Below are 12,601 nucleotides of genomic sequence, written 5' to 3' on the forward strand. Positions count from 1 at the left end.
GTTAGAATGAGGATTTTTGTGCATGTCTGATTGTTCGGAAGGCTTCCTTTTTCGGGAAAGAATACCTATTTTTGAACTGAATCCAAATATGTAAAACCTACTTCATGAATTACCGCCATCCGTATGTACAGCCACACTCTTGTTCATTCAGGCAAATACTCCATTTTACTTACCTGTTCAGAAATATGAAAAAAGCCTTTTTGCTGACTGTTTTACTGTGCAGTATCAACTCATCAATTGCACAAAAGAAGGTCACCACACTCCGTTTGAAAGCTGGCGATGTTGCCATCCAGGGAAATATGGAAGCAGAAACCATTACAAAAGAATTCAGGAAAGGTCGTTTTGGAGAATGGACTTACTCTTTACTTGCTTTTGAAAAACCTGTTACGAATGCACAACAACTTGCATTGAAAGGTATGGGGATTGAATTATTAAGCTATCTGCCTGACAATAGCTACCAGGTGCGCATGAAAAGGATGCCGATGTTTTCGCAACTCTTTGGTGCGGGTGTAAGAGCAATGATCAATATGCCCGGTTCGGCTAAGCTAGGCCGTGAGTTAAATACTCTGTTGCCAGCGCAACAACCTGAAACCGTACTATTGCTTAATCTTCAGTTGCAGCCTGGTGTTAAATGGAATGAAGTAAAGGAAACTCTCTCAGGGTATGAAGTTGTATTAACAAAATCAGACTATCTCAACCAAGGGCTTGCACAAGTGAACTTTCCTGCTAAAAATATTACGGCGGTCAGCAATTTGCCTTTTGTTTCCTTTTTAAACGCATCTTTTTTGCAACCAACGCCGTTGAATCAACGTGAAAGAGGTTTATTTGGGTTAACGAATCTTACAAGTTCAGAAGTTGCCGGTAGAAATTTAAGTGGACTTGGGACCACTGTTGGTGTTGGAGATAATGCAGATCCACTTCATCTTGATAACACAAAAAACGTATTAAACAGGAATCCTTCCTTTACAACAAATAACCATGGCCGGCAGGTAACGGGTGTAGTTGGTGGTGATGGGCTTATCGAAGAAAGGTACAAAGGTGTTGCGCCCAATAGTTTATTGATCGTAGATTACTTTGACCTGGTTCTTACAAAATCGGCAACTTATTTTACGGATTTTGGAATGACAGTTACCAACAATTCTTATTTCAATGGTTTGGCCGGCTGTCCCGGGAATAGTGATTATAATGAGTTGAGCGTTTATGTTGATCAACAGATCTATAACAATCCTTTTTTGCAACACATTTTTTCAGCTGGTAACGATGGTCAACGTGTTTGTTCGCCCTATCCACTTTCATTTGCAACGATCAAGAGCGGATACCAGGTTGGAAAGAATGTTCTTGACGTGGCCGATTACCATGTTGGTACAGATGTATTAAATCTCAGCTCAAGTAAAGGACCCGTTGAAGATGGACGGTTAAAACCTGAAATTACCGCTAGTGGTGTAAATGTATTTACAACGAGTAACAACAACACATATGCTGCGGGTTTCGGTACAAGTTTTTCTTCTCCCTACGTTGCCGGTGTGTGGGCTTTACTTACAGAACGATACAAACAACTTCATTCAAATACTCTTCCAAAATCTGCTTTGATAAAAGCTGCGCTATGTAATTCCGCTGATGACAGGGGAAATAGTGGGCCAGACTATGGTTATGGTTTTGGACTTGTGAATCCACGCAGAGCAGTTGAATTACTCGAAAATAATCGATACTTCATCGGGTCCCTTTCAACAGGGGGTGCTTCATCGCAGATCATTTCCGTGCCTGCAAATACTAAGCAAGTAAAAGTGATGTTATATTGGCACGATAAAGAAGCTTCGCCTCTTGCATCAACTGCATTGGTCAACGATCTCGATCTCTCCGTTACTGACGGAGCAACCACATATCTTCCATGGACACTTAATCCATCCCCTGCAACTGTAAATAATCCTGCAATAAGAGGATTCGATCATATCAACAATATTGAGCAGGTTACAATTGACAATCCCGGTGCAAACATCAGCATTAACCTCAGCGGTTTTAACGTGCCCAACGGTCCGCAGGAATACTTTGTAGTTTATGAATTTTTGAAAGATGAAATTGTTCTTGAACATCCATATGGCGGAGAACGATTTGTTCCCGGAGTTGAAGAGATCATTAAATGGAATGCCAAAGATAACAGTACTAATACGTTCACTATTGAAATATCAGTTGACGATGGTACTACCTGGAGTGTAGTTGATGCGAATGTTCCAGCCGATCAACACCGCTATAGATGGACCGGCATCCCCAATACCCCAACCAACAAAGGAAAAATAAGAATCACAAGAAATGGTGGTGGTGCAGCAGCTACAAGCCCGGGAAACTTTACCATTCTTTCACAACCAACGCTTACAGCAACTGTTCCTTGCGAAGGTTATGTAAACCTTTCTTGGACAGCTGTAACAGGTGCTTCAGATTATGAAGTACTACAATTAAATGATGGGGCATTTTCATCATTAGGAACAACTAACACATTGAATTATCGTGTAAGTGGATTGAACAAAACACAAACTTATTGGTTTACTGTGCGTGCACGAATAACTGATTCATTAGGCCTTCGTGCAGTTGCCAGAAGTATAACCCCTACTCTTGCCACGGCATGTACTGCTTCAGAATTTGACAATGATCTCAAAATAGATTCACTACTTTCTCCAATTCATGGAAGAGAAAATACAAGTATTGGTTTATCAGCAACCCAACCAATTACTGTGCGTATCAAAAATCTTGATAATGTTGCAACAAGCAGTACGTACAATATTTCTTACCAAATAAACGGCGGTATAGTTGTAACAGAATCATCTGCTGTTTCCATTGCTGCCAATTCAACCGTAAATTATACGTTTGCAGCAACTGCAAATTTATCTGCACCAGGTATCTATAATATTAAGATAACAGTTAAACAAACTGGCGACGCACAAACTGCCAATGATGAACTTACCTATGTTGTGAAGCATATTGCAAACCCGCCAGTGAACCTACCTTTTGCTGAAACGTTTGAAGCAACAGGGAATGATGAATACAAAACAAATTTCTTTGCATTAACCAATGCAGATCGATTTGACTATTTAAATACCTCCAATGGCAGGTTACGCACATTTGTTAATTCAGGTGTAGCGGTTAACGGAAGTAAGGCCATTACGCTTGATGCTATCAATTACAATGGAGGGCTGGCAGGAAACAGCGTTACAGGCACTATTAATCTCAGCAGTTACACAGCAACACAAGGTTTACGTTTTGATTTCAATTTTAAAAATCACGGACAATTAAAACAACCCGGAACCGGAGTATGGATGCGTGGCAGCGATACTCAACCTTGGGTGCTTGTGTATAATCTTTCAAACAATCAAGGTAATCTTGGCGAAGTAAAACGTGTAAGCATCAACATCAACGAATTAGGACAAACAGTAAGTTCAAGTTTCCAGATCCGGTTCGATCAGATAAGCAGTACATCGGCAAATAATGCAACGTATGATATTGGCGGATACGATCAAGACGATGGATTTACCTTTGATGATATTCGTATTGTGCAGGCAAGTAATGATGTGTTACTTACCCAATTAGTAGCGCCTGATACATTTAATTGCACTCCGGGAAATGCGAGCATCACGATCAAAGTAAAAAATACCACGGCTACTACTTTCACGAATGTTCCTGTTTATTACCGTATCAATAATGGAACAGCTGTTGCCGGATCAATTCCTTCTTTGGCAGGAAATACAGAGCTTGATTTTACATTTCCTACACAAGCCGATCTGTCCGCATTCAAAGCATATGAAATTGATACATGGGTGCAGCTCAGTGGCGATGATTATCCGGTGAACGATAGTATTAATAACCGTTTTGTTTACAGCAGCCCTGTGATCAGTTCGTTTCCATATCTCGAACGTTTTGATAACTCCAATGGAAACTGGTTTACAGATACACTCAGTTACAGCAGCTGGCGTTGGGGCAAGCCTTCTAAAACATTAATGAACCGTTCTGCAAGCGAAGGCAAAGGTTGGTTTACCATGCTCAGTAATGCCTATAAACCAAATGAAAATTCTTATCTCTATTCACCTTGTTTCAATTTAAGCAGTTTAACACAGCCTGTTTTAAGCTTCAGCCATATTACGCAGCAGGAAGATAATTGTAATTGTGATTATCACACATTGGAATACAGTACAGACAATGGTAACACATGGCAACGATTGACTGCTACTAATGGTACCAACTGGTTTGATTCATCTGTGAATCAATCTTGGAAAAAAAGTATTCAGCGTTGGCATGTATCAAGTACTGAAGTGCCGAATGCTTCCAACATCCGTTTCCGCATTTTCGTTTCAAGTGATGAAGCAGCTCAGTATGAAGGTATTGGTATTGATGATATTCACATCTTTGAAAAAGCAACGATCTATACTGGTGTTGATGTATTGAATTTAAATCAATCAGTAAGTGGAAATAACTGGGTACATTTTAACAGCAGCGGAACAAGAATTGCATCAATTCATCCAATGGGTCAAAATCTTGGCAGCACAGATGTAAGTGCATTTATCAATGCGGGACCTGTTCGCACAATGAATAATCAGTACTACCTCGACCGTAACTTAGTGATCCGTTCAACTATTGCGCCGAATGATAGTGTACTAGTGCGATTCTATTTTACAGAACAGGAAGCAAAAGCTTTGATCGATGCAACTGGCTGCGCTCTTTGTATCAAACTTACTGATGCATACCTGGCGGCAGTTACCAAATACAACGGAAGTGCCTCCTTTGAAAATGGAGTATTGAATGACGGAGCAGATGGAACATTCCAATTCATTGATTCAGGAAAGGTTGATGTAATACCATTCAACAATGGTTATTATGCAGAGTTTAAAGTGAAGAGCTTCTCTGAATTCTGGATCAATGCTGTAGATATGGGTCTCACCCAAACAGTAACTGATGTAAATGATGTAACCGGTACAGGTATCTTTATTAAAAATGTTTATACCGATGATGCCGGCGGCTTGTTCATTAATGCAGGTAACAAAACTCAGATACGTGAAATGAATATCCGTATCATAAACGCCATGGGCCAGGAAGTCATGAGCAAACAAACCTCTTACTCCGATACAAGGCTCAACATCAACAACCTTTCAAGCGGCATCTACTTTGTTGAAATAAGAGACAGAAAAGGTAAAGAACAGTTCGTAAAAAAGATCGTAAGAACTACAAACTAAATAAGACGAGATGTCTGCAAAAAGAAAAGTCCCCTGTTAGTACGGGGGACTTTTCTTTTGTATGTTGTTGCAAGTTTTAACCGATTTTTCCGAGAGGTATTTTTCTTACTTTCTCATCTTCTTCCTCATCGATATGTGAAACAGGATACGGAATTTTTGCTTTTTCCAATGTTTCAGCTAATTGCTTATTTGTCTTTGCAAAATGAAGTATTTCTTTATGTGCCGCCAACATCTCATCTTCTAATTCCAATATTCTTTTTTCTTTCGACATTACCTGCTTTTTGCCGATCCTGACGCCAATAAACCCAACCACAAGCATAATACCTGCAAAGAGAATTACGTGAATTTCAAGAGTCGATTGAGTAATGCCGAAAATTCCGCCTAGGGTGACACCGAGGATTTCAAGGGTTAATTGAGTAAGGTTCATTTGTTCCTTTGTTTTGTTCTCAAATTCATCGTCAGGAAACGATTTTATTGATTTGGGTATACAATTATATTATGTATAAGTTACTTATCGACGGCAAATTAGTTCACTTTCGCCAACTATGCAACACTATTGAGGATAAATTGTTTAACGGCAGATAACGGCATGCGTTCCTGCATCAAAGTATCCCTGTTCCGGATGGTCACTGTATTGTCTTCCTTGGTCTGATGATCGACCGTTACACAGAAAGGCGTTCCAATGGCGTCCTGGCGGCGATAACGCTTGCCGATTGTGTCTTTTTCCTCGTAAAAGCAGTGGAAATGTGGTCGACACTCATTCATCAACTGCCCGGCAATTTCTGGCAAACCATCTTTTTTCGTGAGCGGGAAAACAGCCAGTTTGATGGGGGCTATTTTCACCGGTAAACGCAAAACGGTCCTGATTTCAGTTTTTCCCTCTTCAGCGGTAGGCACTTCTTCCTCGTGGTAAGAATTGCTGAGCACGGTAAGGAATAAGCGATCCAGACCAACCGATGTTTCCACTACATACGGGATATAATTGCCAAAAGGTTTTCCTTCAGCATTCAGATCGTTATCGAAATACTGCATTTTCTTTTTGCTGAACTCCTGGTGGCGGCGTAGATCGTAATCAGTACGTGAATGGATGCCTTCCAATTCTTTCCAGCCAAACGGGAATTCAAATTCAATATCTACAGCAGCGTTGGCATAATGTGCCAACTTAATATGGTCGTGAAAACGGAGTTTTTCAGCAGGCAGACCTAAGTCTTTATGCCACTGCAAACGGGTTTCTTTCCATTTTGCATACCAATCGAGCTCAGTGCCGGGGCGAACGAAGAACTGCATTTCCATTTGTTCAAACTCCCGCATGCGGAAAATGAACTGGCGGGCAACAATCTCGTTACGGAAAGCCTTACCTGTTTGGGCAATACCAAACGGGATTTTCATCCGTCCGCTTTTTTGCACATTCAGGAAATTCACGAATATCCCTTGTGCTGTTTCAGGGCGGAGGTACACAATATTATCTTCTGGATTATCACTTGACACAGCTCCAAACTCAGTTGAAAACATGAGGTTGAACTGGCGTACATCGGTCCAGTTGGCCGTGCCGCTTACAGAACATTTGATCTTATTTTCTTCGATAAGTTGTTTGATACCCACAAAATCATCTGCAGCTAACAACTGTTCCATTTTGGCGATCAATGCTGCTGATTCAGAATCAGAAAGGGTTTCTGCATGCGCTTCAATTAGATGATCTACACGGTAACGCTTTTTGCTGTCTTTGTTATCGATCATAGGATCACTGAAATTATCAACGTGACCGCTGGCTTTCCAGGTTGTGGGATGCATGAAGATGGCTGCGTCAATACCAACGATATTGTCGTGCAGCTGGGTCATGCTTTTCCACCAAAAATCACGGATGTTCTTTTTCAACTGTGCACCAAGCTGACCATAATCGTATACCGCACTTAAGCCATCATAAATTTCAGATGACTGGAAAATATAGCCATACTCTTTTGAGTGGGAGATAATGTTTGCAAAAAGCTTCTCGTTCGCCATGTTCGCTGTTTTTGAAGGTGGGCAAAGATAAGTGTTTGAAGGCGCAAGACGAAAGGAACGAGGAACAAGAAAGAAAATCCATAAACTAAATTCCAAAGCACAAGACCTATTTTAATTTTTCATTCCCTTGATGCCGGTTTGCATCCCTGATATTCTTCTTTTCAAAATTCTTCTGTAACGCTTCTGTCAGATCAATACCAGTTTGGTTGGCCAGACAAATGAGTACCCACAGTACATCAGCCATTTCATCTCCCAACTCTTTGCCCTTATCACTTTCTTTGAATGATTGCTCGCCATACTTCCGTACCATTAATCTCGACAACTCTCCTATTTCTTCCATGAGAATGCCAAGATTTGTAAGCTCATTAAAATAACGAACACCTACGGTTTTGATCCATTGATCAACGTGAAGCTGTGCCTGTTTAATTGTAAGTTCTGTGCTCATGTTATTTTCAAATTTTTTTAAATTCCTTAATTCTCAAATTATTCCGTGCTCTTCGTATCAATCACAATCGTCACCGGCCCATCGTTCAACAATTCTACTTTCATATCGGCACCAAAAATGCCGGTTTGTATTTTTTTACCAAGATCGGTTTCAAGTTGAGCGATCATTTTTTCGTACATCGGTATAGCAACATCCGGCTTACTGGCTTTGATGTACGATGGTCGGTTTCCTTTTTTTGTTGAAGCATGTAATGTAAACTGGCTCACCAATAAGATATCGCCATCAATATCTTTCACACTCAAATTCATTACTCCATTCTCATCATCAAAAATGCGCAGGTTCACAATTTTACTGCTTAACCATTCAATATCTTCAGTAGTATCTGCATCTTCAACACCCATTAATACCAGCAAACCTTTCTGAATAGAACCTGTTATGTTTCCATCAACTTTAACAGAGGCAAAAGCTGTTCGTTGCAGTACCGCTCTCATATTTCGTTCAATTGGTTGTAAATTCGATCACCGAAAATACAACGCTTCGGTTTTGATGCATGATAAAAGATGTGAGTACAGAAATACAGTTCCAGACGGCACGAAGTGGTGGCGCCGGCGGGCAAAATGTAAACAAGGTGGAGACCATGGTGATGGGTTATTGGCATATTGCATCGTCTGCGCTTGTAACCGAACAACAAAAAATAGTATTGCAGGAAAAACTCAGCAATCGTATTAATAAGGAAGGGACACTGATCGTTAAAAGCCAGGTGCACCGCAGCCAGCAGGCAAACAAACAGGAAGTAATTGAAAAAATCAACCAACTTATTTCGGTTGCTCTCACACCTAAAAAAGCAAGAATAGCCAGCAAGCCGTCGAAAGCTTCGAAAGAAAGACGTATTGAATCGAAGAAAAAACAGAGCGAGCATAAACAAAGTCGCCAAAAGATCCGTTTATCTGATTTTTAGTAATGCAGAAAAGAAACACCATCCTCTTCATTCTGACATCTGTGTTATTGTTTACATGGCTGATTGAAAGCTGTCGTAAAAATGATCTTATACTTACACCCTATACTGTACAAATTCCATCGCACTTCCCACAAACTGACTATTACCAACGCAACCCTATTACCAAAGAAGGTTTCGAATTGGGCCGACGTTTGTTTTACGACAGACGCTTTTCTGTTGATGGAAGTATTTCCTGCGGTTCCTGTCATCAACAAGGTGCGGCTTTTGGTACTTATGATCATGATCTCAGTCATGGTGTAAATGGTTCACACGGCATTCGCAATGCCATGAGTTTATTCAATCTTGCCTGGCAAACTTCGTATGGTTGGGATGGAAAATATGCATCGCTTGATGCAGTTTATGCAGCACACATCAACAGCCCAATTGAATTTGGCGAGAACATCAACAACATCATCAATAAAATAAAAACGGATAGCCGATACATTGAGCAATTTAAAACTGTGTACGGCTCTTCATATATTAATCAGCCACGTGTTTATAATGCACTCACCCAATTTGTAAGTGCATTCATCAGCAGCGCAACAAAATATGATTCGGTAAAACAAAACATGAAGACGTTTACCACAAGTGAACAGGCAGGTTACACGGTGTTTCTCAACAAATGCAACAGTTGCCATGCAGAACCATTGTTCACTGATTTTTCTTATCGCAATAATGGACTACCGCTTAATATTTTTAATGATAAAGGAAGGATGGCGGCTACCGGCAGCAAGGCTGATTCATTAAAATTTCGTGTGCCTTCGCTGCGGAATTTATTTAAGAGCTACCCTTTTTTACACGATGGCAGGTTTATTGGCTTTGAGCAGATCTTTGAACATTACAATTCGGGTGTGCAACAAAGTACTACGATTGATCCTTTACTCAGCAACGGAATTCAACTTTCAGCTGCCGAACGAACAGCTTTGGTTGATTTCTTCCGCACGTTAACCGATAACAATTTTACAACAAAGAGCAACTTTGCGGCACCACAATAAAAAAGCCCCGTTAATCGGGGCTCTTGCTTTATGCTGTTTTTCGTCTTGCTCTTAATACATCCAATGCTTTTTTCTGATTCTCTACTTCGCCTTTCTGCTTTTCGATGTTCTTTTTGTTTTCTTCAATATCATCTTCCAGTTTCTTTTTCTTCTTCTCAAGGCTTCCGCTTTCCTCTTCATAGTCTTTCAGTTTCTTTTCATTCGACTTCACTTTGTCTTCCTGGCCTTTTATCTCTACTTCTAAAGCTTGTGCTTCGGCCAAAGGAATAAATCCGAGGCAGTATTGTTTGATCTTTGAAATTAGTACCGCATCATCCGTAGGTTTTACGTAATTCTCATAACCACGGGATACAACAAAATAAACATTACTCTCATCCTTTTCCTTGCGACTCTTACGCTCCACTTTCAATAACAAATCAAAAGTTTCCTCAGTTATTTCAGGAAGGCGTACAGCTTTGTAAGTATAAACGCCTTTACTTTCTCTAGCGCTGTACCCCATTTGGCTGAATTTTTGCCGTATGGCATCTTCTGTTACGGAAGCAGTGTAAGGTATCTCGGTAATTACTGCAGGAATTTTTTTCTTCTGTACTTCCAGCTCACCAAAAGTTTGCGCACTTGCGTACATTGTAACCAGTAAACTTGCAAGTAACGTGTAGATTTGTTTCTTCATAACATTCAATTTTGTGGTACTAAGATAAAAAACAAGCCCTATGTGTTGCATGAACATCGAAATATGTTTACCTATTTTTGAAGAATCTTAATTTCGCTGATTGAGTACCATTAAAAAACTAGCAGGACAAACGCTGTGGTATGGCTTACCTACTATTGCCAGCCGCTTTTTGGGTTATTTAATGAATATGGCATTGCCATTCATTTTTGCGCAACCATCTGCAACTGCCAATCTCACCCAGGTATATGCCATTATTCCTTTTCTCAACATCCTGTTTACTTACGGTGTGGAAACAGCTTATTTCCGCTACTCCAATGAAAAAGACAGATCAACACTTTATAACACATTAAGCCTTTCCATCTTTGGTACAACAATCCTTTTTACAGTATTGTTGTATTTTTTTCAATCACCCATTGCTTCGGCAGCAGGTCTTTCTGAAAATCCGGAATACATAACATGGATGCTGGCAATTCTCTTCTTCGATACCTTGGCAACTCTGCCTTTCGCCCGTTTACGGCAGGAGAACCGGCCAAAAAAATATGCATTTGTTCGTGTTGCCGGAATTGTGGTGAACATATTGGTCGTATTTCTTTTTCTTGGCTTTTTCCCTGCCTACGCAAAAGAAAATCCCGATAGCTTCATCGGCACATTCTTCAACAAAAAGATTGGAATAGGTTATTATCTGATCGGGAATCTTTGCGGAAGCATCTTTACGTTTTTGCTGTTGTGGAAAGAATGGAAACAGATAAACTTGCGCTTTGACACAGGCATGTGGAAGGAGGTAATGAATTACAGCTATCCCCTAATTATTGTGGGTTTGGGTGGAATGATCAATGATATGCTGAGCCGTTTGGTTTACCAACATGTAGTTGATCTGCCGGAACAACAGGCCAAACATGAATTAGGTGTTTTTGCAAATATTTACCGTATTGCTGTTTTGATCACCATTATGATACAGGCATTCCGAATGGCAGCTGAGCCCTTCTTTTTCAACCGGTCAAAAGACGAAGATGCACATCGTACCTATGCACGCATCATGAAGTTTTTTGTGATTGCCTGTTGCTTTATGTTCTTGTTCATTGGTCTCTATTTAGATGTATTGAAATGGATCATCACTCTAAAATCAAAAGCATGGGGCGAGGGAATGAATGTTGTATTGCTATTGGCAATGGGTAACGTTTTTCTCGGCATTTATTACAACCTGAGCATCTGGTACAAGCTGACCAATAAAAATTTATATGGTGCAGCCATTACAATAGGCGGCGCTCTCATTACTGTTGGATTGAATATTGTCCTTATTCCAAAATATCATTATTGGGGTGCTGCTATCGCTACGTTTACCTGTTACTTGTTTATGATGATAGCAAGTTATATACTGGGTCAGAAATACTATCCTGTTCCATATACCAAGAAAAAGCTTATTTCATACCTGGTGCTTGTTAGCATGATCGTGCTATTACATCGCAGCATTACATATTTCTATACACCTCTTTGGTTCAGTATTGCTACAGGAACATTATTACTTGCCTTGTTTACTAGGTTTGTAATAAAAATCGAACGCAAAGAATTACAGAAGCTCCCCTACGTCGGCAAATTCATTTCAGCCAATTAAAAAAGGATTGTTTCTTTTTTCATACCCGATGGTAGTAGAAGGGCCATGCCCGCCGAACACAATTGTTTCGTCAGGCAACACAAAAAGTTGTGTTCTTATGCTGTTTAGCAGGGTTTGATGATGACCTCCCGGCAAATCGGTGCGTCCTATACTTTCACGGAACAATACATCACCGCCAATTACAAAATTCTGCTCCTTGCAATAAAAACAAACATGGCCCGGTGCATGTCCCGGGGTGAACAGCACCGTTAGCTTATCATCGCCCATCTCCAATTCATCCCCTTCTTTCAACCAATGCAGCGGACCATTATAATTATCAAACGGCAGGTTCCACATTAAACCACTGGCCGGGGCAAAGTCTAATACCTGTTTTTCGTTGGCATGCAGGTGCAGTTCCAAACCATAAGTTTCGTAGACCCATTTATTTCCAAACACATGATCGAGATGGCAATGTGTATTAAGCAACTGTATGGGTTGTAATTGCGTTTGTTTAAGAAAAGAAGCCAATTCATCACGCTCTTCTTCAAAATAACAGCCGGGGTCAATAATGAAGGCCTTCTTTTGTTCGTTATAGAGGATATATGTGTTCTCCTGAACAGGGCTGAATGTAAAAGCTTTAACAGTGAACATGGATTGATTTTTGTACTTTTAAATGTCGGTTTTCC

10 protein-coding genes are annotated in these 12,601 nt (G+C 40.3%); 4 read left to right on the plus strand and 6 right to left on the minus strand.

The window, feature by feature from the left end; all coding sequences use genetic code 11:
- The first annotated feature begins 185 nt into the window (after nt 1-185).
- Entirely contained in the window at nt 186-5,216 is a 5,031-nt protein-coding gene (locus WG954_RS02850; protein WP_340433459.1) for a S8 family serine peptidase, read from the plus strand.
- 76 nt (nt 5,217-5,292) lie between these two features.
- Here WG954_RS02850 and WG954_RS02855 read toward each other — a convergent pair whose 3' ends face one another.
- From WG954_RS02855 to dtd, 4 genes are all read right to left on the minus strand, one after another.
- Nucleotides 5,293-5,643, minus strand: coding sequence for a hypothetical protein (locus WG954_RS02855; RefSeq protein WP_340433461.1), 351 nt, complete (start codon nt 5,641-5,643; stop codon nt 5,293-5,295).
- 116 nt (nt 5,644-5,759) lie between these two features.
- Nucleotides 5,760-7,217 (minus strand): glycine--tRNA ligase, encoded by a 1,458-nt coding sequence (locus WG954_RS02860; protein WP_340433463.1) that lies wholly within the window; start codon nt 7,215-7,217, stop codon nt 5,760-5,762.
- Between the two features lie 106 nt (nt 7,218-7,323).
- Entirely contained in the window at nt 7,324-7,662 is a 339-nt protein-coding gene (locus WG954_RS02865) for a nucleotide pyrophosphohydrolase (protein ID WP_340433465.1), read from the minus strand.
- A gap of 38 nt (nt 7,663-7,700) precedes the next feature.
- Nucleotides 7,701-8,153: a D-aminoacyl-tRNA deacylase gene (gene dtd / locus WG954_RS02870; RefSeq protein ID WP_340433467.1), complete on the minus strand. Its 453-nt coding sequence runs from the start codon at nt 8,151-8,153 to the stop codon at nt 7,701-7,703.
- Between the two features lie 71 nt (nt 8,154-8,224).
- Between dtd and arfB the strand changes: the two genes are divergently transcribed.
- A complete protein-coding gene (gene arfB, locus WG954_RS02875) occupies nt 8,225-8,620 on the plus strand; it encodes an alternative ribosome rescue aminoacyl-tRNA hydrolase ArfB (protein WP_340433468.1) in 396 nt (131 codons plus the stop codon).
- Between the two features lie 2 nt (nt 8,621-8,622).
- Nucleotides 8,623-9,654 carry a cytochrome-c peroxidase gene (locus tag WG954_RS02880; protein WP_340433471.1) on the plus strand — a complete coding sequence of 344 codons (1,032 nt, stop codon included), beginning with the start codon at nt 8,623-8,625 and terminating at the stop codon, nt 9,652-9,654.
- A 28-nt stretch (nt 9,655-9,682) separates the two neighbouring features.
- On the opposite strand, the gene WG954_RS02885 is transcribed toward WG954_RS02880, so the two are convergent.
- Nucleotides 9,683-10,324, minus strand: a complete 642-nt coding sequence (locus tag WG954_RS02885; RefSeq protein ID WP_340433473.1) for a hypothetical protein — start codon at nt 10,322-10,324, stop codon at nt 9,683-9,685.
- A 100-nt stretch (nt 10,325-10,424) separates the two neighbouring features.
- Between WG954_RS02885 and WG954_RS02890 the strand changes: the two genes are divergently transcribed.
- Nucleotides 10,425-11,936: a lipopolysaccharide biosynthesis protein gene (locus tag WG954_RS02890; protein WP_340433475.1), complete on the plus strand. Its 1,512-nt coding sequence runs from the start codon at nt 10,425-10,427 to the stop codon at nt 11,934-11,936.
- Here WG954_RS02890 and WG954_RS02895 read toward each other — a convergent pair.
- Complete coding sequence (locus WG954_RS02895; RefSeq protein WP_340433478.1) at nt 11,925-12,566, minus strand: MBL fold metallo-hydrolase; 642 nt, start codon at nt 12,564-12,566, stop codon at nt 11,925-11,927. The two genes, WG954_RS02890 and WG954_RS02895, sit on opposite strands and share 12 nt — an antisense overlap.
- Between the last annotated feature and the right edge of the window lie 35 nt (nt 12,567-12,601).

It is taken from the genome of Lacibacter sp. H375 (assembly GCF_037892425.1).
GTDB lineage: Bacteria > Bacteroidota > Bacteroidia > Chitinophagales > Chitinophagaceae > Lacibacter.

What these genes read in the sequence shown, in the direction of transcription:
- WG954_RS02850 (WP_340433459.1), top strand. Translation starts at nt 186, where the DNA reads ATGAAAAAAGCCTTTTTGCTGACTGTTTTACTGTGCAGTATCAACTCA.
- WG954_RS02855 (WP_340433461.1), bottom strand. Translation starts at nt 5,643, where the DNA reads ATGAACCTTACTCAATTAACCCTTGAAATCCTCGGTGTCACCCTAGGC.
- WG954_RS02860 (WP_340433463.1), bottom strand. Translation starts at nt 7,217, where the DNA reads ATGGCGAACGAGAAGCTTTTTGCAAACATTATCTCCCACTCAAAAGAG.
- WG954_RS02865 (WP_340433465.1), bottom strand. Translation starts at nt 7,662, where the DNA reads ATGAGCACAGAACTTACAATTAAACAGGCACAGCTTCACGTTGATCAA.
- dtd (WP_340433467.1), bottom strand. Translation starts at nt 8,153, where the DNA reads ATGAGAGCGGTACTGCAACGAACAGCTTTTGCCTCTGTTAAAGTTGAT.
- WG954_RS02880 (WP_340433471.1), top strand. Translation starts at nt 8,623, where the DNA reads ATGCAGAAAAGAAACACCATCCTCTTCATTCTGACATCTGTGTTATTG.
- WG954_RS02885 (WP_340433473.1), bottom strand. Translation starts at nt 10,324, where the DNA reads ATGAAGAAACAAATCTACACGTTACTTGCAAGTTTACTGGTTACAATG.
- WG954_RS02895 (WP_340433478.1), bottom strand. Translation starts at nt 12,566, where the DNA reads ATGTTCACTGTTAAAGCTTTTACATTCAGCCCTGTTCAGGAGAACACA.